Genomic DNA, 25286 nt, shown 5'->3' on the forward strand with positions numbered 1-25286 from the left:
GCGTCAGCGGCGGCCGAAGCGCATGCTCAGCTTGAACCGGTAGTACGGCAGCCGGTCGGCCCAACGCAGGTTCAACTGGGGTTTGGCTCGGTCGGGGTTGCGCAGCGCGGGCTGGATCAGGTGCCGGTCGAACAGGCCCATCACCACGTCCCGGTTGTAGAGCGCGGAATACCGGTCCCAGTGGTGTCGCTTGAGGTCTTGCGGGTCCAGCTTCTCGATGATGTCGACCAGCGAGCGCGCATCGGTGTAGCAGAAGCCCGAGTCGCCCAGCACGTCGATGTGGTGCCGGTGCTTGCTGCGCGCATAGGTGATCACGGGCTTGTTGCGGATCGAGAACTCGCCACAGGCCAGCCCGAAGGACTCGCCCTGCAGGCGCGCGTGCAGCATGGCGTCGCAGGTGTTGATGAAACGCGTCTTGTAAACCATGTCGCTGCTGCCCGGCAGGAAGAGGGCGCGCGGATGGTCCACGAAGGGCGCGATGTTGAGGAAGACGAACCAGATGTCGGGCGAGCGCGCCAGCACCTGGCGCACCGCCTCGATCGCGCTGGGCACGTCGAAGCTGTTGGCGCCACCGTGGCAGCCCAGCACCTTGGCCTGCGGCGGGATGCCCAGTTCGCCGCGCAGGTCCTCGTTCACATCGGGCAGCTCCACGATGTGCGGCACGCTGGGGATCTTGCCGTTCGCGCAATGCCGGCTCAGCCACTCGGAGATGAAGGCGTAGGAGGCGCCATGGGCCTGCGCGGGGGTGGTCGGGAAGACCGCGTGCACCATCGTGGGCACCGTGCGCGACCACACACCGTCGTTCTTGCCGGCCTTGATGGCGTACAGCAGGTCCGCGTGGTGCCGGCCGAGCAGGGCATCGAGTTCGTCGATCCGGCGGTAGCCCAGCACCTCGAAGCGCGCGCTGAACTTGGCCAGGGCCTCGGCGCTGTTGTGCGGGCTGTCGGCGTTGTAGACCACCAGGCTGCGGTGGCCCAGCACCGTCTCGTTGTGAAGCGCGTAGTCGTACAGCGCGACCTCGGTGCCCCGGATCGATAGCTGGTTGGAGTGAAAGGCGATGGTCTTCGTCATGGGGCCACCCGCTCCCGTTGGCGCATCGGGATGGCGGCCATCAGCAGCGCCGACATCAGGATGAAGAAATGGTTTTCCGTCGAGAGCCAGAACGAGCTGTGCGTCGTGTTGGCGACCAGCAGCACCGCCACAAAGCCCATCATCAGCGCCCGGCGCGGCGTGTCTTCGCGCCAGGCCTGTCGTGCGATGACGAACACGAACCACAGGAACAGGGCCAGGCCGATCAGGCCTTGTTCGAACAGGAAGAAGGTGAACTGGTTGTGTGGGTGCACGCAGACCACGGCGCACCACGCAGGATCGGTGAAATGCGCAGGCGACAGCACCGGATAGGACGCGGTGCCGTGGCCGAGCACAGGCTGCTCCAGCGCGCTCTGCAGCGCGAAGCGGTTCATCTCCATGCGGGCGCCTGCGGACGTGACAGGCACCGTGATGCTGCTGTTCTGTGCTTCAAGCCAGGCCTCGTTGACGCGCGACCGCAGCTGGGTCGACGTGGTGAAGGTCACGGCCATCACGGCGACCAGGGCCAGCGCCGCGATGGCCAGCCGGCGCCGGTGCAGGCCGACGGCGAAGACCGCGAACACCGCCAGGGCCAGCAGCAGGGCCAGGTAGCCGGTGCGGCCCGACGACAGGAACAGCACGCTGAACGCCGCCAGCGCGGCCACCAGGGCGGCGAGCACGGCCCGGGCCCGCGTTGGCGCATGCATGGCCTGGTGCAGGGCCATCACCGTGAAGAACGACATCAGGATGCCTTGCGCGATGCGGTCCTTGAAGACGGTGTGGTCCTCGCCGAAGCCCTGGTTGTGCGTGCGCGTCCAGGAAAAATCGAACCAGACATTGAGCCAGGTGACCACCAGCGTGAACAGCATGGCCAGCGCGAAGGCCTGCCAGCAACGGCGGCGCGTGGCCGAGTCGTTGAGCAGACCGATGAAGACCGGTACCCACAACAGCTTGCTGTACTTGCCCAGGGCCGTGCCGATGAGCGGCCCCTCGGCTGGCGACCACAGGGCCGCGAGCGCGATCCAGGCGAACAGCGCCAGCGCCGGCGCCGCCAGGGGGTTGCTCAGCGCCTGGCGGGTGTCGCGCAGGGAATGGCCCCAGACGCAGCCGAGCAGCCAGAACACCAGGGTGAGCAGCAGCGCCACATTGGCGAGCGCGACCGACATCGGGAACGCGAAGAAGACCAGGATGAGCGAAGCCTTGGCGCCCCGCTGAAGGAAGGTGGACGGGGGGGTCATGGGGGAGCGGGGAGGTCCTGGTAGCCCGCCATCAGCGGGGCCCAGTCGGCTTCGGTCCAGTGGTAAGGGGCGACGCGGGTGGCTTCCTTGCGCAGCGAGCGCCGCAGACGCTCCAGGTTGCGCGGCTTCCAGTCGCCGCCCGTGCGAACCCCGCATTTGTCGAAATCCACGATCCAGGCCTGGCCGGCCGGGTCGAGCAGCAGATTGTGGGCGTTCAGGTCGGCATGGAACACCTGCCGCTCATGCAGTTGCCGGATCGCGCGGCCCAGGGCCTGCCATTCGGCTGGCGCGAGCGGCCTTTGCTGGAGCCGTTGCACCACGTTCGCGCTGCCCGGGATGAGGCCGACGAGGATGTCGGCTTCGTAGAACAGGCCCGCGCGGGGCCAGTGGCTGGCGGCCACCGGCTCGGGCACCGGCAGTTGCCAGGAGCGCATCAGGCGCAGCAGGGTGAATTCGCGCATGGCGCGGCTGTCGTGCGGCGCGGCGCGCCAGAAGCGGTCGTGGCTCAGGCGGGCCATCAGGCCGCCGCGCCGGTAGTGGCGCAGCACATAGCCTTGCCCGCCCTCGTGGACCAGCAGCGCCTGGCCGCGCCCGCTGCCGGTGCGCAGGGCGGTGCCGCCCACATGGGCGATCGGGTCGAAGGTGCGCGCGGAGACCTGGCTCAGGTGGTGCGGATCGAACCAGGCGGTGCGGCCTGCATCCACCGAGGCCCGCACGCGCGAGACGTTGCCGGTGTGTGCGGGCCGCCACAGCGGCCGCACCACGGCCAGCGTGCGCGCCGAGGCGCCCTGGTTGCGGGCGATCAGCTCGCGCGCGGCGTGGGCGCGGCGTTGCCAGGTCTCGGGTTGCATCAGCCAGCGCTGCACCGCCGCCGCCAGTTCGCGCGCGTCGCGCACGCGCTCGCCGGCGCCGCTGCGCGCGATCTCCTCGAACAGCGGCGCCGCGTTGTGGACGTGAGGGCCGAACAGCACCGGCTGGCCGACCGACATGGGCTCCAGCGGGTTGTGCCCGCCCACGGGCGCCAGCGTGCCGCCCACGAAACACAGCGAGGCGTGCTGGTACCAGTGCATGAGCTCGCCCATGGCGTCGATCAGCAGCACCTGCGTGCCCGGCGCCACCGCCTGCCCGCTGCTGCGCCGCACGAAACTCAGACCGCTGTGCTGCACGTGGGCCGCGACCTCGTCGAAGCGCTGGGGATGGCGTGGCACCAGCACCAGCAGCCAGCTCGGGTTGACGGGCGAGAGCTCGCTCCAGATCGCCAGCCAGGCGGCCTCGTCGCCTTCGTGCGTGCTGCCCGCCACCAGCAGCGTGCGCCCCTGCAGTTCGGGCGCCAGCGCCACGCGCGCGGCGGGCACGGCGACATCGAATTTCAGGTTGCCGGTGTCGTGCAGGCGCGGCTCGGGCACACCCAGCCCGCGCAGGCGCTCGGCGCTGGCGGTGTCGGCGGCCGCCACTGTGAGCTGTGGCCAGACGGGCCGCATCAGGCCCGGCCATCGCCGGTAGGTGCGCGCCGAGCCTTCGGAGAGGCGCGCGTTGACGAGCGCAACCGGGATCGCGTTGGCCCGGCATTGCTGCAGCCATTCGGGCCAGAGCTCGCGCTCCACGAGGATCAGCAGCCGGGGCTGCAGCCGGTTCAGGAAGCGGGCGACGGCACCGGGCGTGTCGATGGGCGCGTAGACGTGGCGGATCTGGTCGCCCCAGTGCGTCTGCAGCGCGCGCGCACCGGTGGGGGTCTGGGTGCTGACGACCACGGCGTGCGCCGGCCATTCTTCGAGCAGGGCGTGCAGCAGCGGTTGCATGGCCTGCACCTCGCCCACCGAGGCCGCATGGATCCAGATGCAGCCGAGCTGCTCGGGGTCGATGGGAATGAAACCGAGGCGCTGCCGCAGGTTCTGACGGTAGCCGGGCTCACGCCGGCCACGCCACCACAACCAGCCCAGCAGGGGAGCGGCCAGGGCGCGGCTGAGCAGTCGGTACGCCCGATGGGGCAGCGAAACCGGGCTGCTCAGCGCCAATGGTCGGCGACCCATTGGGCGGGCAACACGCGCCGGTACCACTTGCCGCTCACGCCGGCAATGACATCGGGTGGGTTGGGCTTGCCGTGGAACACGATGATCTTGGCACCGGGCGGGATGGTGGGCGGCGAGAACCAGCCCAGGATGCCCGGGCGCATGCAGTGGCGCTTGAAGCTGCGGCACCAGGCCTCGGGCCAGTAGCTGACCTTGCCCTGCCGGTTGAGGTAGCCGGTGATGTACTCCTGCTCGTTGCGCACGTCCGCGATCGACTCCGGGTAGCCGTTCTTCAGGTGCTCCAGGGCGTCGGTGTGCGCGCCGATGGTGTAGAGGTAACACGAGGTGTTGCCCGTGCCGTCCTTCTTGTCCCATTCCTTGATGACGATGAAGGTGCCGGGCTGGTCGAAGAACTCGTCCAGGCTGTCGACGATGACGATGTCCAGGTCCAGGAACAGCGTCTGGCCGGTGAGGTCGTAGAGCGGATCGGCGAAGCTGGTGAGCTTGAGCCAGCCGTGGCCGAAGCTCCAGGGCTTGCGCTGGTCGAATTCGTCGAAACCCACGGCGGGGATGGGCTTGACCTCGACGGCGGGGTTGATGCCTTCACCGTCGTCGGTCAGGCAGACGAAACGGAAGGGCCGGTGCAGGTGCCGCGACACCATGCTGTGGAGTTTGTTGACGTACTCGGGGCCGTACTTCTTGCCCCATTTGATGCACAACACGTTGACGGTCTGCATGGCTTCCTCTTCTGCGGGTGTTGGCTGGCTGACGCCAACTTGGCGGTCGAGTGTAGCGGAGCTCACTTCGCGAGCAGGGAATCGATGGGCAGCAGGTCTTCGGGCAGCAGGGCGCCGCTGGCCTGGCGCAGGCGCAGGCTGCTCAGCAGCACGTTGTAGCGCGCCTGGGCCAGGTCGCGCTTGGTCTGGAACAGCTGGCTCTGCGCGTTGAGCACGTCGATGTTGATGCGCACGCCCACCTGGTAACCCAGGCGGTTGGCGTCCAGCGCGCTCTGGCTGGAGGCTTCGGCGGCCTGCAGCGCGCGCACCTGGCCCTGGCCCGAGACCACGCCCAGGTAGGCGCTGCGCGTGGACAGGTCCACCCCCCGGCGCGCGGCTTCGAGGTCGGAGCGCGCCTTTTCTTCCAGCGCCAGGGTTTCCTTGACCCGGTTCTGGACTGCGAAGCCGGCGAACAGCGGCAGGTTGAACTGCACGCCGACGCTGGCGGTGTTGGTGCGCACGTTGCCGGGGATCGGCAGGGTCGTCATGGGGCCGCGCGCCACCTGGTACTGGCCGACCAGGTCCAGCGTGGGCTTGTGCCCGGCTTCGGCCTTGCTGGTTTCGAGCTGGGCGATCTCCAGGTTGCGCGTGGCCTGCAGGATGGTCGGGTGCGTGCCGGGGTTGCGGTCCACCCAGGCCTGCGGGTCGGCCGGCACCACCTCGGGCAGGGTCACGGGCGCGGCCAGCGGGCGCGGCTCCACCGAGGGGCGGCCCACCAGCTGGTTGAGCGCGAGCTTCTTCACGCGCAGGTCGTTCTCGGCCGCGATTTCGCGCGCCAGCACCAGGTCGTACTGGGCCTGCGCCTCGCGCGAGTCGGTGATGGTGGTGGTGCCGACCTCGAAGTTGCGCTTGGCCGCGGCCAGCTGCTCGGCCACGGCGGTCTTCTGCGCCTGCACGAAGGCCAGCGTGTCCTGCGCCGCGAGCACGTCGAAGTAGGCCTGCGAGGTGCGCACGATGAGGTCCTGCTCGGCCAGGGTGAGGCGGGCCTTGGCGATGTCGACGCTGAGCTCGGCCTGGTCGTTGGCGATCCGGTTGGCCGGGCGGTACAGCGGCTGGCTGGCCGAGAGCGTGGCGCTCTGGTTGTTGCTGTTGCCGTCGAGCGCGCCGTAGTTGCTCACCTCGCGCCGCGCCCAGCTCGCCGCGGCGGCCAGGCCGGCTTGCGGCAGCAGGCCGGCGCGGGCCTGCGCGGCCTGGGCCAGGGACGCGTCGTACTGCGAGCGCGCGGCCAGGTAGGTGGCGTCGAACCCGCGCGCCGCCTCGTACAGCTGCACCAGGCTCTGCGCCTGGGCACCGGTGGCGAGCGCGCCCAGCACCAGCATGACCGCCCGCGGAAACAGCAGGTGGTGGGCTGACGACTTGCGAGCGGACGAAGCGGCTTTCATGCGGTGTTCCTTGGAGCGGGACGGAGGTGCTGAGAGACTCGTGAGAGAGGCAGCCCCCCAGGGGCATCCAGGGTCCGGCTTTGCCGGCCCGAGATGCCGTCCCCCCTCGAAGCGCCGAAGGCGCGCCACGGAGGGGGGAAGCCGCGAAGCGGCGCAGGGGGGCGTTTCATTTCAGTAGACGGGCACGCTGGGGTCGCGCTGCTGCGACCAGGCGTGGATGCCGCCGTCGATGTTCACGACGTGGGTGAAACCATTGCCTTCGAGGAACTGCACCACCTGCGCGCTGCGGCCGCCGTGGTGGCACAGCACGGCGATGGGCTGGTGTCGGTCGAGTTCGAGCAGGCGCGCCGGCACCGTGCGCATGGGCATGGCGCGCAGCTCGAAGCCCTCGGGCTTCACGGAAGCGGTCTGCAGCTCCCACGGTTCGCGCACGTCCAGCACGACGGGCAGGGCAGCCTGCGGTGCGGCGGGGTCGGCGGCCTGCTTCAGCCAGTCGGGCAGTTGGGCGGGGGTGATCGAGTTCATGGCGGCGTCCGTGGGCGGGGGAAGGTTTCCGGGCTCAGAAGCGGAAACGCGAGGGTTCCGGGAAGTGGCGCAGGCGCGGGGCCACGGTGTCCCAGGGCTGGGCGGTCTGGAAGGCGGCCTCGCCGGTGCGGGTGACGATGGTCGCGCGCATCATGGGCTCGAAGCCGACGATCGCGGCCAGGCGCCCGCCCGGGGCCAGCAGGTCCAGCAGGGCCGAGGGGATCTCGGCGACCGAGCCGCTGAGCACGATGGCGTCGAACGGCGCGCCATCCGAGCAGGCCGCGAAGCCCTTGGCGGCGGCATCGGCGCAGCGCACCTCGGCGTTGGTGATGCCGGCCTTCTGCAGGTTCTCACGCGCCAGGCGGGCCAGCGCCTCGTCGATCTCGATGCTCACCACGCGCTGCGCCAAGCTGGCCAGCAGGGCCGCCATGTGGCCGCTGCCGGTGCCGACTTCGAGCACCTTGTCGGTGGGCTTGAGCGCGAGGTCCTGCAGCAGGCGCGCCTCGACCTTGGGCGCGAGCATCGCCTGGCCGTCCACCGCGGGGTGGTTCAGCGGCAGTTCCATGTCGGCGAAGGCCAGCGACCGGTGCGCGGCGGGCACGAACTGCTCGCGGTGCACGCGGTCCAGCAGGGCGAGCACCCGGGCGTCGAGCACCTCCCAGGGGCGGATCTGCTGCTCGATCATGTTGAAACGGGCCTGGCTCAGGCTGAGGGAGGGGGCGGTGGAAGTGGTCATGGCATCGACTCGCAGGAACGGTGTTTCTAGAGGGGGCGGCGGGAACCGCGAGATTTTAAGGAGTGGGACCTTCGGGGACGGGGTGGGGTATCGCCAGGCCGAGCCGGCGGCGGAACCAGTTGCCGAGGTCGTCCATGTAGCAATAGACCACCGGCACGACCACCAGGGTGAGCAGGGAGGAGGTGATGACGCCGCCGATGACGGCCTGGCCCATGGGCGCGCGCTGTTCAGAGCCTTCGGTGAGCGCGAACGCCAGCGGCACCATGCCGAACACCATGGCCAGCGTGGTCATCAGGATGGGGCGCAGCCGCACGCGCGCGGCCAGCAGCAGCGCGGACTCGCGGTCCATCGGCGGCTCACCCGCGCGGCCTTCGCGCGCGCGGATCGCGAAATCGACCAGCAGGATCGCGTTCTTGGTGACCAGGCCCATCAGCAGCACGATGCCGATGACCGAGAACATGCTCATGCTGGAGCCGAACATGAGCAGGGTCAGCACCACGCCGATCAGTGTGAGCGGCAGCGAGGTCATGAGCGCCAGCGGCTGCAGGAAGCTCTGGAACTGGCTGGCCAGGATCATGTAGATGAAGATGATGGCCAGGGCCAGCGCCGAGAGCGCGTAGCCGAAGGACTCCTGCATGTTCTTGGTGGAGCCGCCGAACTCGTATCGGTAGCCGGGCGGGAAGGCGATGGTGTCGAGCACCTGGCGGATCTCGGTGGAGACCTCGCCCGGCGAGCGCCCGTAGACGTTGGCGTTGATCGAGACCTCGCGGTTGAGGTTGCGGCGGTTGATCTGGTTCGGGCCGGTGGCGTCCACCACGTCGGCCACCTGGCCCAGGCGCACCACGCGCGCCGTGCCGTCGCTGTCGGTGCCGACCATGAAAGGCAGTTGCTCCAGGTCGCTCGCGCGCTCGCGCCCGCTGGGCGCCAGGCGCACGTTCACGTCGTAGCTCTGGCCGTCGGCGGCGCGCCAGTTGCCCACCGTGGTGCCGGCCACCAGGGTGCGCAGGCTGGCGCCCACCGTGCGCACGCTCACGCCCACGTCGGAGGCCAGGTCGCGCTTCATCTTCACGTCCACCGTGGGCTTGTTGGGCTTCACGCTGGCGTCCAGATCGACCAGGCCGACGATGGGGCGGATGCGCTCCATCACGGTCTGCGTCAGGCGCTCCAGCTCGGCCAGGTCGTCGCCCTGCAGTGAGAACTCCACCTGCTTGTTGCCGCCCACGGCGTCGAGCAGGCCGACGTGCGTCACGGTGATGCCGGGCACGCCGCGCAGCCGCTCGCGCAGGCGCGCCGACATCTCGAGCGCGCTCAGCGTGCGCTCGTGGCGGTCGGTCAGGCGCACGTAGATGCTGGCGTACATGGTGCCCTGCGCGTTGCCGGTGTTCAGCGTGGACAGCGTGTACTTCACCTCGGGGAACTCGCGCAGGATGCCCTCGACCTCGCGCGTCTTGGCCTCGGTGGCCTCCAGCGAGGAGCCCACCGGCGTGTGAAAGCTCAGCGAGGTCTCGGAGAAGTCGGCCGTGGGCACGAACTCGGTGCCCAGCAGCGGCACGATGAACAGGCTGCCGACGAAGGCTGCGCAGGGCCAGGCCCAGCGTGGCCAGCTTGTGCTTGAGCGACCAGCGCAGCGTGCCCTGGTAGGTGTGGCTCAGGTCGTCCTGGAAGCGGTCGAACCAGCCGGTCACGCGGCCGATGGTGCGGTCGTAGAAGGTCTTCGGGCCGCTGGCGGCGTGGCCGTGTTTCTCGATCTCGGGGTCGTGCCAGACCGAGGACAACATCGGGTCGAGCGTGAAGCTCACGAACATGGAGATCAGCACGGCCGCCACCATGGTGATGCCGAACTCGTGGAAGAACTTGCCGATGATGCCGCCCATGAAGCCGATCGGCAGGAACACGGCCACGATGGACAGCGTGGTGGCGCAGCACGGCCAGGCCGATCTCCTGCGTGCCGTCCATGGCCGCGTCGAACGGGCGCTTGCCCATCTGCACATGGCGCACGATGTTCTCGCGCACCACGATGGCGTCGTCGATCAGCAGACCCACCGAGAGCGTGAGCGCCATCAGCGTGATCATGTTGATGGTGAACCCGAACAGGTTCATGAAGAAGAAGGTGCCGATCAGCGCGATCGGCAGCGTGAGGCCGGTGATGACGGTCGAGCGCCAGGAGTTCAGGAACAGGAACACGATCAGCACGGTGAGCACCGCGCCTTCGATCAGGGTGCGGCGCACGTTCTCGACCGAGACGCGGATCGGCCGCGAGCCGTCGGCGATCTGCTCCAGCCGCACGCCGGGCGGCAGCTCGGCGCCGAGCGAGGCCACGGCGGCTTTCAGGCCGTCGGTCACCGCGATGGTGTTCTCGTCCTGCGCCTTCTGCACCTGCAGCAGCAGGGTGCGCTGGCCGTTGTAGAGCGCCAGGCTCTCCACCTCCTGCGTGCCGTCGCTCACGCGCGCCACCTGGCCCAGGCGCACGGCCTGGCCGCCGCGGCGCGCGACGATGATGTGCTCGAAGTCCTGCGGGTTCTGCAGCCGCGAGAGCACCTGCACCACGCGCTCGGCCTCGCCGGTCTTGAGCGTGCCCACCGGCAGGTCCTGGTTCTCGTTGCGCACGGCGGCGTTGACCTGCTCGGTGGTCACGCCCAGCGCTTCCATGGCCGAGGGGTCGAGGTCGATGTTGACGGCGCGCCGTGTGGCGCCCACCAGCGTGACCGAGCCCACGCCGCGCACGTTCTCCAGCCGCTTCTTGAAGACCTGCTCGGCCCAGGTGGTGAGCTCGACCGCGCTCGGTGTCTTGCCGTCCACGGCCTGCGGGATCACGGCCACCGACCAGATCGAGCGGCTGGCCGGGTCGAAGCGCAGCACGCGCGGCTCTTCCACCTCGTCGCGGAACACCGGGCGCAGGATGGCGATCTTCTCGCGCACGTCCTCGGCCGCCTTGCGCCCGTCCACCGTCAGCTGGAACTCGATGATGACGAGGGACTGGCCTTCGTAGCTGCGCGAGGTCAGGGTGTTGACGCCGGCGATCGCGTTGACCGCCTCCTCGACCTTCTTGGTGACCTCGGACTCGACGATCTCGGGCGAGGCGCCCGGGTAGGCCACCTGCACCACGACCACCGGGAAATCGATGTTGGGGAACTGGTCCACCTGCAGGCGCTGGAACGAGAACAGGCCCAGCACCACGAAGGCGATCATCACCATGGTGGCGAAGACCGGGTTGCGCAGCGAGACCTGGGTGAACCACATGGTGCGGCGCGCTCAGTGGGTGCCAGGCGAACGGCCGTGCCTTCGCGGATGGCGCCGGCCTGGGCGCTGAGCACCGGCTCGCCGGCCTGCAGGCCCTTGACCTCGCGCATGGGCTCGCTGCCGCGCAGGCCGGTGGCGCCGCCGTCCAGCACCACGTGGGCGATCTTGCTCTCGCGCACCACCTGCACATAGGGCTGGGGCTTGTCGTTGCGCACCGAGGACAGCGGCACCGCCAGCGCGTTGACCGCGCCGGTGACGATCTGGCCCTGCGCGAACAGGCCCTGGCGCATGCCTTCGGCGGCAGGCACGCGCAGGTACACCAGCACGCTGCGGCTGCCCGCCTGCACGCTGGGGTTGATGCGCGAGACCGTGGCCCGCACCGGTTCGGCCAGCCCTTCGACCCGCAGGTTCGCCGTCTGGCCTACCTTGACCGACACCGCGTCGGCCGGGGTGATGGCGGCCTCCATTTCGAAGGCCGAGAGGTCCACCACGTCGAACACGCGCGTGTCCACGCCCACGCGTTCGCCGTTCTGCACCAGGCGGGCCGAGATCTGGCCGGTCAGGGGCGAGCGCAGCGTGGTGTCGGCCAGGGCCTTCTTCGCGATGTCCAGCGCGGCCAATGCGGCCTGGTGCGTGGCTTCGGCGCCGGCGAGGTTGGCGCTGGCCGTCTCCAGCGCGGTGGCCGAGATGAAGCCCTGGCGCACCAGGGCCTGGTTGTTGTCCAGCGTGCGCCGCGCGATCGCCACCTGCGACTGGGCCGACTCGGCCTGCCGCGTGGCCTGGCGCACGCGCGCGTCGGCCTCGGTGCTGTCGATGCGCGCCACCACCTCACCGGCCTTCACCGCGTCGCCTTCGCGCTTGCTCAGGCCCTGGATCTCGCCGGCGGTGCGCGCCTTGATGGCGGCGGTCTGCAAGGCCTGCACCGAGCCCGAGAGGCCCACCGTCTGCGTCAGCTCCAGCGCCTGCACGGCCACCACGTCGCGCGCGGAGAGCGTGTACACCGGCGCGGTCTTGAGCGCCTCGGCGGCCGCGCGGGCGGTTTCGCCCTGGGTCTTGCGCTTGTCCAGCGCGCGCACCAGGCCCAGGCCGACACCCAGCACCAGGACGGCCAGCAGCAGCCATTTGATCCAGGTGGAGCGCGAGCGGGGAGCGTTCATGGTGGCGTGAAGGTCAGGGTGTGGGGCTGGGCGCGAGCATGCCGTGCAGCAGCAGGTCCACCTGGTTGTCGATGAAGCCGATCGGGTCCAGCGTCTCGTTCGAGGCGCAGCAGGGCGCCATGGAATGTTTCCACATCAGCACGAAGATCATCGGCGCGATCAGGCTGTAGATGGCGTAGTCCATGGAGAGCGGGCGGAACTCGCCGCGGTCGATGCCGCGCTGCAGGATTCGCCGGATCAGTTCGTGGCCGGGTTCGATCACTTCCTTCTGGTAGAAGGCCGCGATCTCGGGGAACATGCCGGCCTCGCTCATCACCAGCTTGGTGATGCCGGAAGCCGGGGTCATGCCCACGCGCTCCCACCAGGTGTGCAGGCAGTAGCGCACCAGCTCGGCGCTGTCGCCCTCGAAGTGGTCGAGTTCCTCGTTCCACTCGGGAAAGCGCCCGGCCAGGTTCTCGCGCACCACGGCCTTGAACAGCTCTTCCTTGCTCGGGAAGTACAGGAACAGGGTGCCCTTGGACACGCCGGCCAGCGCGGCGACTTCTTCCACCCGGGTGGCGGCGAAGCCCTTTTCAACGAACAGGCGCAGCGCCGCGTCCAGCAATTCGCCCGGGCGCGCCTCCTTGCGCCGGGCGCGGCGCTGGCGCGGTTCGGCGTCGGATTCGGGGGAGGTCAGGGGCGTGGGGGCAGACATGGGGTTTTAATGACCGGTGGGTTAGTAATATACCCCACCCCCCATATCCGACGGCAACGGAGGGCCCTTGGCCCCCCGGAGGCCGTGCTCAGGAAAACGCCTGGATGCCGGTGATCGCGCGGCCCAGGATGAGGGCGTGGATGTCGTGCGTGCCCTCGTAGGTGTTGACCACCTCCAGGTTCACCAGGTGGCGCGCCACGCCGAATTCGTCGCTGATGCCGTTGCCGCCCATCATGTCGCGCGCCAGGCGGGCGATGTCCAGCGCCTTGCCGCAGCTGTTGCGCTTGAGGATGGAGGTGATCTCGACGGCGGCCGTGCCCTCGTCCTTCATGCGGCCCAGGCGCAGGCAGCCCTGCAGGCCCAGGCTGATCTCGGTCAGCATGTCGGCCAGTTTTTTCTGGATCAGCTGGTTGGCCGCGAGCGGGCGGCCGAACTGCTGGCGGTCCAGCACGTACTGGCGGGCGCGGAAGTAGCAGTCTTCCGCCGCGCCCAGCGCACCCCAGGCGATGCCGTAGCGCGCGCTGTTGAGGCAGGTGAACGGGCCCTTCAAGCCACGCACCTCGGGGAAGGCGTTCTCTTCGGGGCAGAACACCTCGTCCAGCACGATCTCGCCGGTGATGGAGGCGCGCAGGCCCACCTTGCTGTGGATGGCCGGGGCGCTCAGGCCCTTCATGCCCTTGTCCAGGATGAAGCCGCGGATCGCGCCTTCGTCGTCCTTGGCCCAGACCACGAACACGTCGGCGATCGGCGAGTTGGTGATCCACATCTTGGCGCCGGAGAGGCTGTAGCCGCCGGCCACTTTCTTGGCGCGCGTGACCATGCTGCCGGGGTCGGAGCCGTGGTTGGGTTCGGTCAGGCCGAAGCAGCCGATCCACTCGCCGGTGGCCAGCTTGGGCAGGTACTTCTGCTTCTGCGCCTCGGAGCCGAATTCGTTGATCGGCACCATCACCAGCGAGCTCTGCACGCTCATCATGGAGCGGTAGCCCGAGTCCACGCGCTCCACTTCGCGCGCCACCAGGCCGTAGCAGACGTAGTTCAGGCCGCTGCCGCCGTAGGCCTCGGGGATGGTGGGACCCAGCAGGCCGAGGGAACCCATCTCGCGGAAGATGGCGGCGTCGGTCTTCTCATGGCGGAAGGCCTCGGTCACGCGCGGCAGCAGCTTTTCCTGGCAGTAGCTGTGGGCGGCGTCGCGCACCTGGCGCTCGTCGTCGCTCAGTTGCTGGTCGAGCTGGAACGGGTCTTCCCAGCTGAAGCGGGCTTTGGGGGTGCTCATGCTTGTCTCCGGTGTTCGGGTGGCGATGCGGCGATTGTCGACGGCTGATGAATATCTGTCTAATATCGTTGGTGTATTCATCCATATAAATTTCAGATTCATGGAATTCCGCCACCTGCGCTATTTCCTCGTGCTGGCCGAAGAGCTGCACTTCGGCCGCGCGGCCCAGCGCCTGGCCATCACGCAGCCGCCGCTCTCGCTCAACATCCAGCAGCTGGAGGCCTCGGTCGGGGCGCAGCTGTTCACGCGCAACAGCCGCGGCGTGCAGCTCACGGCCGCGGGCCAGGCCTTCGTGCCGGCCGCGCGGGCCTTGCTCGACCAGGCAGGCCAGGCCGCGCGCGAGGCGCGCGAGGTGGCCCAGGGCCTGGTGGGCAGCCTGCAGATCGGGTTCGCCGGCACGGTGCTGTACCGGGGGCTGCCGCAGATCCTGCAGGGGTTCGCGGCGCGCCATCCACGCCTGCGGCTGGTGCTGCGCGAAATGAGTTCGAGCGACCAGTTGATCGACCTCATGCACGAGCGGCTGGACCTGGGCTTCGTGCACACCACGCGCGTGCCGGCGAGCTTCTCGCAGATCCTGGTGTCGAGCCAGCCCTTCGTGGCCTGCCTGCCGGTGGGGCACGCGCTGGCGCGCCGGCGCCGCCTGCCGCTGGTGCAGCTGCAGGGCGAGCCGTTCGCGGTGGTGTCGCGCGCGGTCTCGCCCGATTACCACGAGCGCATCCTGGGCCTGTGCGCGGACGCGGGCTTCTCGCCCGAGATCCGTTACGAGCTGCGCCACTGGCTCAGCGTGGTGTCGCTGGTTTCACAAGGCCTGGGCGTGGCGCTGGTGCCGGCCGCGCTGCAGCAGGCCGGCCTGCCCGGCGCGGTGTTCGTGCCGCTGGATGTGGACACGCCGGCTTACGAAACCCATTGCCTCTGGAAGACGGATCGCGACCAGGCGGCGCTCGTGGCATTCCTGGACGCGGTGCGGGCCTTTGCCCAACCGGTACAGTGAGGCGTCAACCCATGGAGAACACGATGAGCGACAAACAGGTGCTGGTGCTGGGCGGTGGCTGCTTCTGGTGCACCGAATCCGTCTACAAGGAAGTGACCGGGGTGACCGATGTCGAGTCGGGCTACAGCAACGGCCAGGTCGAGCGGCCGAGCTACGAGATGGTGTGCACCGGCACCACCGGCCACAACGAGGTGGTGCGGCTCGAGTACGACCCGACGCAGGTGACCACGCGCGAGATCCTGGAGATCTTCTTCGTGATCCACGACCCGACCACGCTCAACCGCCAGGGCAACGACGTGGGCACGCAGTACCGCAGCGGCATCTACTTCACCACGGCCGAGCAGCAGCGGGTGGCTCAGGCGCTGATCGACGAGCTCACCAAAGACAACGCCTTCGGCAAGCCCATCGTCACCGAGCTCAAGCCCCTGCTCAACTACTGGCCGGCCGAGGCCTACCACCAGGACTTCTTCGAGCGCAACCCGCACCAGGGCTATTGCATGGCCGTGGCCGCGCCCAAGGTGGCGAAATTCCGCAAGACCTTCGCCCGCCTGGCGAAGTAGGTCCTGCGGGGCCGATCACTTCGGCATCAGCACCTTGTCCACGACGTGGATCACGCCGTTGGACTGGTAAACGTCGGCGATGGTCACGGGGGCGACGCCGCCTTTTTCATCCGTCACCGTGACCTTGCCGCCGGCCGACTTGGCCACCAGCGTGCCGCCGGCCACGGTCTTGATCGAGGCCATGCCCTTGCCGTCGGCGATCATCTTGGCGATGGCCGCGGCGTCCCATTTGCCGGGCACCACGTGGTAGGTCAGGATGCCGGTGAGCATGCCCTTGTTCTCGGGCTTGAGCAGGGTGTCCACGGTGCCGGCGGGCAGGGCGGCGAAGGCGGCATTGGTGGGCGCGAACACGGTGAACGGGCCGGGCGATTTGAGCGTGTCCACCAGGCCGGCGGCCTTCACGGCGGCCACCAGCGTGGTGTGGTCCTTGGAGTTGACCGCGTTGTCGATGATGTCCTTGCTGGCCAGCATGGGCGCGCCGCCGACCATGACTTGCGCGAAGGCGCCGAGGGATGCGGTGCCGATGGCCAGGGCCAGAACGGTCTTGCTGAGGGTCTGCGTGATCATGGAATCTCCTTGGGTTGAAGCCGGAACTGCGGCTGAAGGAGATACGCAGCGCGACCCCGCACTGGATTCAAAAAAGACCCGGCGATGGGCTCAGGCCGGTTTCGCGCGGCCCCACCGGGCCTGCAGCAGCGGCCAGCAGACGATCACCGCCAGGCCCAGCAGCACCAGCGCGGCCGCGCCGAGTTTCCAGCCGGGCAGCGACTCGCCCAGGGACAGGGCCGAGGCGCCCATGCCGAACACCGGGATCAGCAGCGCCAGCGGCGTCACCGTGGCCGCCGGGTGGCGCGCCAGCAGCCAGTTCCACACGCCGTAGCCGAACAGCGTATTGCCCACCGCCTGCCACAGCACGCTGGCCCACACCAGCCCGTCCGCGTGTTGCAGGCTGCTCGCGATGGCCTGCGGGCCTTCGACGAACCACGACAGCGCGAACAGCGGCGGCACCGCGAACACGCTGCTCCAGACCATGAAGTGCAGCATGTTCACCGGCCCGAGCGACTTCACCACCAGGTTGGCGAGCGACCAGAAGAAGGCCGCGCTCAGCACCAGGCCCATGCCCAGCAGGGTGACCGAGGCGTCGAGGTTGGCCGCGATCACGCCCAGGCCGGCCAGCGCCAGCAGCAGGCCCGCGACCTGGAAGCCGCGCACGCGCTCGCCCATGATCCACAGCGACAGGCCGATGGTGAAGAACACCTGCAGCTGCACCACCAGCGACGCCAGGCCCGGCGAGATGCTGCTGCGGATCGCCAGGAACAGCAGGCCGAACTGGCCCACGCCCAACAACACGCCGAAGGCGGCGATCTTGCGCCAGGGCGCGGTCGGTCGCGGGATGAACAGCAGCCAGGGCAGGGCCGAGAGCGCGAAGCGCAGCGTGGCGAACAGGAAGGGCGGCAGACCGTCCAGGCCCCAGCGGATCACCACGAAGTTCGTGCCCCAGACGAACACCACCGAGAGGGCGAGGAGCAGGTGGGTGATGGGCACGGCGTGGTGTGAAGCGGGGAGACCGGCAGTGTAGCCAGCGGCCCGCCACCTGCCTGCGCGCTCAGTGCAATGCCCGTGTGCGGTAGAGGAGTAACAGGGCCACGGGCGCGCCGACCAGGCCGATCACCGCGTTGAGGTGGAACACGTGGCGGCTCCAGGGCAGGTGCAGCACCAGGTCGGCCGCCAGGCCCAGCACCGCGCCCACCAGACCGGCGGCCGGCAGCAGCACGCGGTGGTCGGCGCTGCGCATCAGCGCGCGCGCCACCTGCGCGGCCACCAGGCCGAGAAAAGCCACCGGGCCGCAGAAGGCCGTCACCAGCCCGCTCAGCCACGCGGTGGCGAGCAGCGCGCCGCGCTTGACCAGGGTCACGCGCATGCCCATGGACGCGGCATAACGCTCGCCCAGCAGCAGGCCGTTGAGCGGCTTCACCAGCAGGCCGCCCGCGAGCAGGCCGACCAGCACGCCGGGCACGAGGATCTGCAGCTGCTGGCGCGTGGCGCCGGCAAAGCTCGCGTCGTCCCAGGCCTTGAAGGCGCGCGCCTGGGTCTCGTCGATGAAGTGCATCGACACGCTGATGAGGCCGATGGCGAGGTAACCCAGCATCAGGCCGATGATGAGCAGCGTGACGGTGCCGACCCGGCGCGACAGGCCGGCCAGCAGCGCGAGCACCGCCACCGAGCCGGCCACCGAGGCCAGCGCCAGGCCGATGTCGCCGGTCAGGCCGAAGCGCAGCAACAGCGCGTTGCCGGCCACGCCCGCGACCGTGACCAGCAGGGCGCTGCCTAGTCGCGCGCCGTGCACGATGCCGAGCACGAAGGGGTCGGCCAGCGGGTTGCGGAACAGGGTCTGCAGCAGCAGGCCGGCCACCCCGAGCGCCGCGCCGGAGCACAGCGCGTTGAGCGCGCGCGGCAGGCGAAAGCCCAGCACGATGTCGCGCCACACCGGATGGGCGGCGCCGCCGGACAACACGTCGAAGACCGCGGCCAGCGGGATGGCGACCGAGCCGAGCGAGAGTTCGGCCACGAACAAGGCCAGCATCAGCAGGGTCATCGCCGCGAATCTGGCGGAGGTGAGCGGGGTGGTGGTCATGGCAGTCGGCGCAGGAAAGGGGTGTCGGTCACGAGGGGCGGCAGGGGCAGGCCCGGGTGCAGCGCCCGGATGGCTTCGGCCAGCTGCACATGGGGCCGGGTCATGCCCTGGTCCTGGAAGGGGTAGGCCCAGGCGCCGGTGTAGCCCTGGTCCCAGGCGAACACGCGGCCTTCGCGCGCGGCGCGGAACCAGCCGTGCAAGGGGTTGGCGTCGACCAGGGTGCGCACGCTGGCCTGGCCGCCCAGCGTGCCGAGCCAGACCGGCGCATCGGCCGCTCGCGCGTAGACCTTCTCGAAGCGTTCGAACACCAGGCTGCTGCTGCGCGCGTCGTCCGCGAGCGCAAAGCGCCCGCCGGCGTCGTGGATCAGCCGGGCGCGCTGGTTGCGCCCGCCGAAGGTCTCGACGGTGTCTCGCCCGGCGGCGAAGCCGGCCATCACCAGGGGGCGGTCGGGCGCCGTGGCCGCCAGGGCCGCCAGCCGCAGGTACTGCGCCTCGATGCGGTCGAACCGCGCGTTCGCCAGGGCCTCGCGGTTGGTGAGCAGGGCCAGCAGCTTGAGCCACTCGGCGCGGCCCAGCGGGTGGGTCTCGTGGTGGTCGGCCTGCGCGATCGCGCGCACACCCAGCTCCCACAGGCGCGGGTGCATGTTGCCCTGCGGGTAGGCGGAGTAGAAGCTCAGGTACACATCGGCCTGCACCGCCATCACCGATTCGATGGAGGCGTGGCCGTAGCCCCACATATCGTGCACCAGGCCTTGCGCGATGCGCTCGCGCACCGACGGCACGGTGGCGCTGCGCGTGTTTTCGGCCCCGTACAGCCGGTCCACCAGGCCCAGCTCGTCGAGTGCGCCCAGCATGGCGGCGTTGCCGGTGACCAGCCTCTGTATCGGCACTTGAATCACCTGCTCGTGCGGCCCGTGCGCGGGCACCGGTGTGCCGCACTGCACCAGCAGGTAGTCCAGCGTTTCGCCGGTGCCCACGCTGGGCGTGAAGCGCACGCGTTTGTAGTGCGGGCCGTAGCTCACCTGCAACTGCACCGAGTGGGTGAAGGTGGTCTTGTGCGGAAAGAGATCCACGCCCGGGCGGTGCTCGGCCACGCAGGCGGCGTCGAGGTTGTCGCTCAGGCCGTCCACGCCCACCACCACCGAGGGCCAGGCCGCGCGCGGCGGCGGTGCGATCTGCATGCAGCCGCACAACAGCAGCAGCGGTATCAGCTGCAGGCGCCTCATGCTTGGCCGCCGAGCGCGTCCACCAGGGCGCCCAGGCTGGTGAAGGGCCTCGGCGTTTCGCCGCGCTGGCTCAGGGTGTAGACGCCGTGTGCCACCACGTGCACGGTCTGCGTGGCCTCGGGGTCGTGCGCGCAGCCCGCACGCTGCAGCGCCCGCCGTGCCCAGGCCGCCGCCATGCCCTCGCCTTCGAGGCGGATGCCGCGCCGCGCATGGTGGCCCACGCGCAGCTCGGCGCGCTCCAGGTCGAAGGCCAGGCCCTCGGCGGCGAAGCTGGCGGCCAGGGTGCCGTCCAGCGCGAGGTCTTCGGGCGCGCCGGCGTGCAGGCGGCGCTGGCCGTCGATCAGCCACAGCGCATCGGCGTGGCGCAGCGCGAGTTCGAGGTCGTGCGTGGACAGCAGCACGGCCAGACCCTGTTCGCGCGCCAGCGCCAGCAGCAGGTGCATGGTCTCGATGCGGCGTGGCAGGTCGAGAAAGGCGGTCGCTTCGTCCAGCACCAGCACGCGCGGTTGTTGCGCCAGCGCGCGGGCGATCAGCACCTTCTGGCGTTCACCGTCCGACATCTCGGCGACCAGCCGGTGTGCCAGCGCCAGCGCGCCGGCCTGTTGCAGCGCGGTCTGCACCGCGGCGTGGTCGGCCGCGCCGAGCCGACCGCCCCAGCCCAGGTGCGGATAGCGGCCCAGGCAGGCCAGGTCGTGGCCGGTCATCTGCGCGACATCGACGCGCTCGGTGAGCACCACCGCGAGCCGGCGCGCGCGCTCGGTCGCCGTGATGCGGTTCAGCGCCACCCCACCGAGCCGCACCTCGCCGGCGACGGCGGGCTGCATGCCGCACAGCGTGCGGATCAGGGTCGACTTGCCGGCGCCGTTGGCGCCGATCAGGCAGACGAAGCGGCCTGCGGGCAGCGCGAGGTCCAGCGGGCCGAGCAGGGCCTGGCCGCCGTGGCCGACCGTCAGGCCATGGGTGCTCAGGCCCATCAGAGCGCCATGGCGAAGCTGGCGAGCACGGTGCGCGGTGCGCCCGGGTAGGTCGGCACGAAGGCGCCGCCCGAGTCGTAATAGCGCTTGTTCCCCAGGTTCTGCAGCGCGAGCTGCAGCTTGTAACGCTGGCCGGCGCCGAAGCGGTAGGCCACATTGGCGTCCCAGCGCACGTAGGAGGGCAGCACGAAGCTGTTGGCGGTGTTGGCCTGGCGCTCGCCCACGTAGATCGCGCCCAGGCCCGCGCTCAGCCCCGCGGCGCGGCCGCTGAAATCGAAGGTGGTCCACAGGCTGGCGCTGCGGCGCGGTGCATTGGCCAGCAGGGTGCCCACCAGGCTGGCGTCGCTGTCGCGGCTGATCTGCGCCTTCAGCTCGGTGACGCTCGCCAGCAGGCGCCAGCGCGGCGTGATGCTGAACGGCACGTCCAGCTCCCAGCCCTGGCTGCGCTGCTCGCCGACCTGCAGCACGTGGTCGAAGTCGGTGGGGTCCGACACCAGGCCGTTGCGGCGGCGGATGTCGAACACCGCCAGCGTGGGCTCCAGGCGGCCGTCGAGCAGGCTGAATTTGGCGCCGACTTCCAGCTGCGTGCCGCGCGACGGCGCGGGCAGGCTGCCGTTGCGCAGCATGCCGCTGAAGGGCTCGGTGAGGAACGACTTCGACCCACTCGCGTACAGCGACACCGCGTCGCTCGGCGTCCAGGTCACGCCCAGGCGCGGCGAGAGCGCGTCGTCGCTGCGCGCCAGCGTGTCCGAGACCGGCAGGTAGTCGGCGCGCGCGAAGGTGCGCGAGCGGTCGTAACGCAGGCCGAACAGCACGCGCCACTGGTCACCCAGCTGCAGCTCGTCCTGCGCGTACAGCCCCACGTTGCGGCTGCGGTAGTTCGACGCGTCGTAGGGCACGAGCGGGCCGACCACGGTGGTGCCGTGTACTGGCTTGTACAAGTCGATCGGCAGGTTGGTCGGGAAACCGAAGGGGCCGACGTTGGCGTCGGCGCGGAAGTCCCAGGTGTCTCGATTGGCGTCGGCGCCCAACAGCACGCGGTGGCGCACGCCACCGGTCTCGAAGCGGCGCGAGACCTCGGCCAGGACCGAGAGGTCGGTCTGGTCGTCGATGCTGCGCTGCTGGCGGCGGTTGACCTGCGGGTTGGGGGTGCCGGCGCCGGTGATGGGGCTGAAGCCGAAGGGGTACCAGAGCGCGTCGGTCTTGGCCGACGAGGCCTGCAGGCCCGCGTGCAGCTGCCAGCCGCTGTCCAGGCGGTGGTCGAGCACCAGCGAGGCCAGCGCGCTGTCATTTTTCAGCCGCGTGTCGGCTTCGGCGTAGTTGGTGTGGATGGGCACGCCGAGGAAAAGCGGGCTGTTGCCGAAGCCGCGGTCGAAGGCGCCGCGCTTGCGGCCGAGTTCGAGTTCGGCAGTCAGCGTGGTGTGCGGCGCGGGCCGCCAGCGGAACACCGGCGAGACGAACTGCGTTTCGGCGCCGACGAAGTCGCGAAAACTCTGGTTGTCCTGCCACGAGCCGGTGAGCCGGTAGCTCAGGGTCTCGCTGATCGGGCCGGTGCTGTCGACGGTGGCGCGGTAGAAGCGGTCGCTGCCGGCGGTCAGCTCGTAGCGTGTGCGCGCGGTGTCCTGCGGCTGCTTGGTCACCAGGTTGACCACGCCACCGGGTTCGAAGCGGCCGTAGAGCGCCGAGGCCGGCCCTTTTGAGCACCTCGATCTGTTCGATGTTGACCAGCTCGTCCACCGGGGCGAACACGCTGCGGCGAAAGCCGTTCTTGAGGTTGGCGGAAGTGGCGAAGCCGCGCAGGCGGAAGCGGTCGTTGCTGCCGCCCCAGCCCACCTGCGGCGTCAGGCCCGGCACGGTGCGCACGGCTTCGCCGAAGCTGGTGACGCCACGGTCTTCCATCAGCTCGCGCGTGACGGTCTGGATGGAGAAGGGCGTCTCCTTCACCGTGGTGTCGCTCTTGTTGGCCGTGGGCGCGACGATGGCGCGGTAGGCGCGTTCGCGCGTGTCGCTGATGGTGACGGTCTCCAGCGTGGGCACGGGCTCGGTCTGGGCCCAGGCGGCCATCGAGACGCTGGCCATCGCGCACGGGAGAAGGCGGAAAGCGGTAGGAAACATGCGGTGCTCGGCTTGATCGTGAAAGGGATGGTCCTCACTGCCCGCGCACGGCGGTGGTGAGTGCGCGGGTGTTGAAGCGCATCAGCTCGATGTAGCTCGGCGCCGCGCCGCCGGGCGCGGAGAGCGAATCGGAATAGAGCGCGCCCGAGGGCTTGACGCCGGTCTCGCGCGCGATCTGCTCGATCAGGCGCGGGTCCGAGATGCTCTCGACGAACAGGGCCTTGATCTGGTCCTGGCGGATCTGGCGCACCAGCTGCGCCACGCCCTTGGCCGAGGCCTCGCTCTCGGTGCTCACGCCCTGCGGCGCGAGAAAGCGCACCTGGTGGTCGCGCGCGTAGTAGCCAAAGGCGTCGTGCGAGGTGATCACCTTGCGTTGCGCCACCGGAATCGGCGCCCAGGCGGCACGGATCTCGGCCTCGAGCTCGTTGAGCCTGACCTCGTAGGCGCGGGCATTGCGGTTGTAGAGGTCGCAGCTGGCGGCGTCGGCCTGGCACAGGGCCTTGGCGATGTTGCGCGCGTACACCTTCACGTTGGCCACGCTCTGCCAGGCGTGCGGGTCGGTCTCGCCATGGCCGTGGTCATGGCCCTTCTTGTGCTCGCCGTGGTCGTGGTCCGGCTCGCTCTTGAGCGGCGGGATGCCCTGGCTGACGGTCACCGGCCGACCCTTGTAGGCCGAGGTCTTGAGCAGGCGGCTCAGCCAGCCCTCGAAGCCCAGGCCGTTGGCGAACACCACCTGCGCCTGGCCGACCAGGCGCGCATGGGCCGGCGTGGGCTGGAACACGTGGGCGTCGGCACCGGGCCCGACCAGCACGTCGACCGCCACGCGGTCGCCGCCGACCTCTTTCACGATGTCGCCCAGGATGCTGAAGCTGGCGACCGCGCGCAGCGGCGCCTGCGCGTGCAGCGGCGGGGTGAGCGCGGCCAGGCCCAGCGCGAGCGCGGCGAGGGTGGTGAGGCGGCGGGGCAGGAAGGCGGTGGTGTGTGTCATGAGCAGGTCCTTGGTTTCAGGCTTTGAGGTGGGAAAGGGCGGGGCGCCGCTGGCGCAGCAGGCCGTGCGGCGCGAACAGCATCGAGAGCAGGTACATCGCGCCCAGGCTGAGCACGATCACCGGGCTGGTGGGCCAGTCGGCGTGGTACGAGACCAGCAGGCCGCTGGCGCTGGCGAACAGGGCGAAGGCCACGGCGCAGGCCAGCAGCGGCACGAGGCGGCGCACCCAGAAACGCGCGGTGGCGGCGGGCAGCACCATCATTCCGACCGCCATCAGCGTGCCCAGGGCATGGAAGCCGGCCACGAGATTGATCACCAGCAGCGTCAGAAAACCGAAATGCGCGGCCGCGCTCCAGCGGCTGGTGCCGCGCAGGAAACCCGGGTCCAGGCACTCCAGCACCAGCGGGCGGTACAGCACGCGCAAGGCCAGCAGCGTCACGAGTGCAATGCCGCCCAGCAGCGCCAGCGCGGCGTCGTCCAGCGCGAGCACGGTGCCGAACAGCACGTGCAGCAGGTCCACGCTGTTGCCACGCGTCGAGACGATCAGCACGCCCAGCGCGAGCGAGAGCAGGTAGAAGGCCGCCAGGCTGGTGTCTTCGCGCAGCACGGTGTGGCGCGCGACCAGGCCGGAGCCGACGGCGACCGCCAGGCCGGCCGCGATGCCGCCCACCGTCATCGCGCCCAGCGACAGGCCGGCCACCAGGTAACCCAGCGCGGCACCGGGCAGGATCGCGTGGGCCATGGCATCGCCGGTCAGGCTCATGCGGCGCAGCATCAGGAACACACCGACCGGTGCGGCGCTCACCGACAGCAGCACGCAGCCCAGCAGCGCGCGCTGCATGAAGCCGAACTCCAGAAACGGGTCGAGCCACAGCGCGCTGCTCATGCCGGCACCCCGTGGGCGGTGGCGCCACAGGCCTCGGCGCCGTCGTCGAACGGCTCCTGCAGCCGCAGGGCGCGGGCCCAGTGGTCGGCGGTCAGCACCTCCGCCGTCACGCCCCAGGCCACCGGCTCGCGGGCCAGCAGCAGGGTGTGCGGAAAGTGCTCGCGCACCTGGGCCAGGTCGTGCAGCACCGCGATCACCGTCTTGCCCTGCGCATGCCAGCGGTGCAGCAGGACGAGCAGGTCGCGGGTGGTGCGCTGGTCGATCGCGGCGAAGGGCTCGTCGAGCAGCACCACCGGGGCGTCCTGCAGGATCAGGCGCGCGAACAGGGCGCGCTGCAGCTGGCCGCCGGAGAGCGTGTCGATCGCGCGCCGCTCGAAACCCAGCAGGCCGACCGCCGCCAGCGCCTCGTGGCAGGCGCGGCGGTGCGCGGCGCTGTGTCGCCCGAGCGCGCCCACCTCGTGCCACAGGCCGAGCAGGACCAGCTCCTGCACCGAGATCGGAAAACTGCGGTCGATCCCGCTGTGTTGCGGCAGGCAGGCCACGCGCTGGCGCGTGCCCAGGCCGTCGATGCGCCCGCCGAGCGGTGGGAGCTGCCCGGCCAGTGCCTTCAGCAGGGTCGATTTGCCCGCGCCGTTGGGGCCGACCACCGCCACCAGCGCACCCGGTGGCAGCGTGAGCGAGAGGTGGTGCACGGCCGGATGGCGCTCGTAGCCCAGCGTGAGGTCGTGCAGCACGATGGCCGATGGGGCGGAAGCTTGAAGGTCGGGCACGGGGGGATTGCAGCTAAGATACTGCAACTGAATTGCGATAGTG

Annotated in this window: 21 protein-coding genes and 2 pseudogenes; 2 read left to right on the plus strand and 21 right to left on the minus strand. The window is 70.0% G+C overall.

The features are described from left to right. Nucleotides 1-3: 3 nt before the first annotated feature. From ACFJI0_RS05080 to ACFJI0_RS05130, 11 genes and pseudogenes are all read right to left on the minus strand, one after another. Nucleotides 4-1071 carry a hypothetical protein gene (locus tag ACFJI0_RS05080; protein WP_382323654.1) on the minus strand — a complete coding sequence of 356 codons (1068 nt, stop codon included), beginning with the start codon at nucleotides 1069-1071 and terminating at the stop codon, nucleotides 4-6. Next, entirely contained in the window at nucleotides 1068-2306 is a 1239-nt protein-coding gene (locus ACFJI0_RS05085; protein ID WP_382323655.1) for an O-antigen ligase family protein, read from the minus strand. Before ACFJI0_RS05085 ends, ACFJI0_RS05080 begins: the two co-directional genes overlap by 4 nt. Beyond that, a complete protein-coding gene (locus ACFJI0_RS05090) occupies nucleotides 2303-4321 on the minus strand; it encodes a 3-deoxy-D-manno-octulosonic acid kinase (protein WP_382323656.1) in 2019 nt (672 codons plus the stop codon). The genes ACFJI0_RS05085 and ACFJI0_RS05090 overlap by 4 nt, the downstream gene beginning before the upstream one ends. Continuing rightward, nucleotides 4312-5052 (minus strand): glycosyltransferase, encoded by a 741-nt coding sequence (locus ACFJI0_RS05095; RefSeq protein ID WP_382159894.1) that lies wholly within the window; start codon nucleotides 5050-5052, stop codon nucleotides 4312-4314. Before ACFJI0_RS05095 ends, ACFJI0_RS05090 begins: the two co-directional genes overlap by 10 nt. Nucleotides 5053-5114: 62 nt before the next feature. Further along, the gene (locus ACFJI0_RS05100) at nucleotides 5115-6473 is read right to left on the minus strand and encodes a TolC family outer membrane protein (RefSeq protein ID WP_382323657.1); all 1359 of its coding nucleotides are present in this window, start codon (nucleotides 6471-6473) and stop codon (nucleotides 5115-5117) included. Nucleotides 6474-6644: 171 nt separating this feature from the next. Continuing rightward, nucleotides 6645-6998: a rhodanese-like domain-containing protein gene (locus ACFJI0_RS05105; RefSeq protein ID WP_382159889.1), complete on the minus strand. Its 354-nt coding sequence runs from the start codon at nucleotides 6996-6998 to the stop codon at nucleotides 6645-6647. 34 nt (nucleotides 6999-7032) lie between these two features. After that, nucleotides 7033-7734, minus strand: coding sequence for a protein-L-isoaspartate O-methyltransferase (locus ACFJI0_RS05110; RefSeq protein WP_382323658.1), 702 nt, complete (start codon nucleotides 7732-7734; stop codon nucleotides 7033-7035). 55 nt (nucleotides 7735-7789) lie between these two features. Then, nucleotides 7790-10974: pseudogene (locus tag ACFJI0_RS05115) on the minus strand (efflux RND transporter permease subunit). Continuing rightward, on the minus strand, nucleotides 10923-12131 hold the full coding sequence (locus ACFJI0_RS05120; protein ID WP_382323659.1) for an efflux RND transporter periplasmic adaptor subunit: 1209 nt from the start codon (nucleotides 12129-12131) through the stop codon (nucleotides 10923-10925). The pseudogene ACFJI0_RS05115 and the gene ACFJI0_RS05120 overlap by 52 nt, the downstream one beginning before the upstream one ends. Nucleotides 12132-12144: 13 nt before the next feature. Continuing rightward, complete coding sequence (locus ACFJI0_RS05125) at nucleotides 12145-12825, minus strand: TetR/AcrR family transcriptional regulator (protein ID WP_382159877.1); 681 nt, start codon at nucleotides 12823-12825, stop codon at nucleotides 12145-12147. Between the two features lie 88 nt (nucleotides 12826-12913). After that, complete coding sequence (locus ACFJI0_RS05130; RefSeq protein ID WP_291112760.1) at nucleotides 12914-14098, minus strand: acyl-CoA dehydrogenase; 1185 nt, start codon at nucleotides 14096-14098, stop codon at nucleotides 12914-12916. Nucleotides 14099-14198: 100 nt separating this feature from the next. Between ACFJI0_RS05130 and ACFJI0_RS05135 the strand changes: the two genes are divergently transcribed. Together ACFJI0_RS05135 and msrA are read left to right on the plus strand one after the other, a co-directional pair. Further along, nucleotides 14199-15089: a LysR family transcriptional regulator gene (locus ACFJI0_RS05135; protein ID WP_382323660.1), complete on the plus strand. Its 891-nt coding sequence runs from the start codon at nucleotides 14199-14201 to the stop codon at nucleotides 15087-15089. 23 nt (nucleotides 15090-15112) lie between these two features. Next, nucleotides 15113-15649: a peptide-methionine (S)-S-oxide reductase MsrA gene (gene msrA, locus ACFJI0_RS05140; protein WP_382323661.1), complete on the plus strand. Its 537-nt coding sequence runs from the start codon at nucleotides 15113-15115 to the stop codon at nucleotides 15647-15649. A 15-nt stretch (nucleotides 15650-15664) separates the two neighbouring features. Here msrA and ACFJI0_RS05145 read toward each other — a convergent pair whose 3' ends face one another. From ACFJI0_RS05145 to ACFJI0_RS05190, 10 genes and pseudogenes are all read right to left on the minus strand, one after another. Continuing rightward, entirely contained in the window at nucleotides 15665-16216 is a 552-nt protein-coding gene (locus ACFJI0_RS05145; protein WP_382323662.1) for a fasciclin domain-containing protein, read from the minus strand. A 90-nt stretch (nucleotides 16217-16306) separates the two neighbouring features. Continuing rightward, complete coding sequence (locus ACFJI0_RS05150) at nucleotides 16307-17194, minus strand: EamA family transporter (RefSeq protein ID WP_382159865.1); 888 nt, start codon at nucleotides 17192-17194, stop codon at nucleotides 16307-16309. A 61-nt stretch (nucleotides 17195-17255) separates the two neighbouring features. Next, the gene (locus ACFJI0_RS05155) at nucleotides 17256-18284 is read right to left on the minus strand and encodes a FecCD family ABC transporter permease (RefSeq protein ID WP_382323663.1); all 1029 of its coding nucleotides are present in this window, start codon (nucleotides 18282-18284) and stop codon (nucleotides 17256-17258) included. Continuing rightward, on the minus strand, nucleotides 18281-19510 hold the full coding sequence (locus ACFJI0_RS05160; protein ID WP_382323664.1) for an ABC transporter substrate-binding protein: 1230 nt from the start codon (nucleotides 19508-19510) through the stop codon (nucleotides 18281-18283). The genes ACFJI0_RS05155 and ACFJI0_RS05160 overlap by 4 nt, the downstream gene beginning before the upstream one ends. After that, nucleotides 19507-20484 (minus strand): ABC transporter ATP-binding protein, encoded by a 978-nt coding sequence (locus ACFJI0_RS05165; RefSeq protein WP_382323665.1) that lies wholly within the window; start codon nucleotides 20482-20484, stop codon nucleotides 19507-19509. The genes ACFJI0_RS05160 and ACFJI0_RS05165 overlap by 4 nt, the downstream gene beginning before the upstream one ends. After that, entirely contained in the window at nucleotides 20484-22136 is a 1653-nt protein-coding gene (locus tag ACFJI0_RS05170) for a TonB-dependent receptor (protein ID WP_382323666.1), read from the minus strand. The genes ACFJI0_RS05165 and ACFJI0_RS05170 overlap by 1 nt, the downstream gene beginning before the upstream one ends. Nucleotides 22137-22239: 103 nt before the next feature. Beyond that, nucleotides 22240-22599 (minus strand): annotated as a pseudogene (locus ACFJI0_RS05175) (TonB-dependent receptor plug domain-containing protein); the annotation flags it as partial. 34 nt (nucleotides 22600-22633) lie between these two features. After that, nucleotides 22634-23587 (minus strand): metal ABC transporter substrate-binding protein, encoded by a 954-nt coding sequence (locus ACFJI0_RS05180; RefSeq protein WP_382323667.1) that lies wholly within the window; start codon nucleotides 23585-23587, stop codon nucleotides 22634-22636. A gap of 16 nt (nucleotides 23588-23603) precedes the next feature. Continuing rightward, nucleotides 23604-24473, minus strand: a complete 870-nt coding sequence (locus ACFJI0_RS05185; RefSeq protein ID WP_382323668.1) for a metal ABC transporter permease — start codon at nucleotides 24471-24473, stop codon at nucleotides 23604-23606. Continuing rightward, nucleotides 24470-25243: a metal ABC transporter ATP-binding protein gene (locus ACFJI0_RS05190; RefSeq protein WP_382323669.1), complete on the minus strand. Its 774-nt coding sequence runs from the start codon at nucleotides 25241-25243 to the stop codon at nucleotides 24470-24472. The genes ACFJI0_RS05185 and ACFJI0_RS05190 overlap by 4 nt, the downstream gene beginning before the upstream one ends. Between the last annotated feature and the right edge of the window lie 43 nt (nucleotides 25244-25286).

Origin of the sequence: Hydrogenophaga sp. UC242_53 (assembly GCF_042696965.1) — a bacterium.
GTDB lineage: Bacteria > Pseudomonadota > Gammaproteobacteria > Burkholderiales > Burkholderiaceae_C > Hydrogenophaga.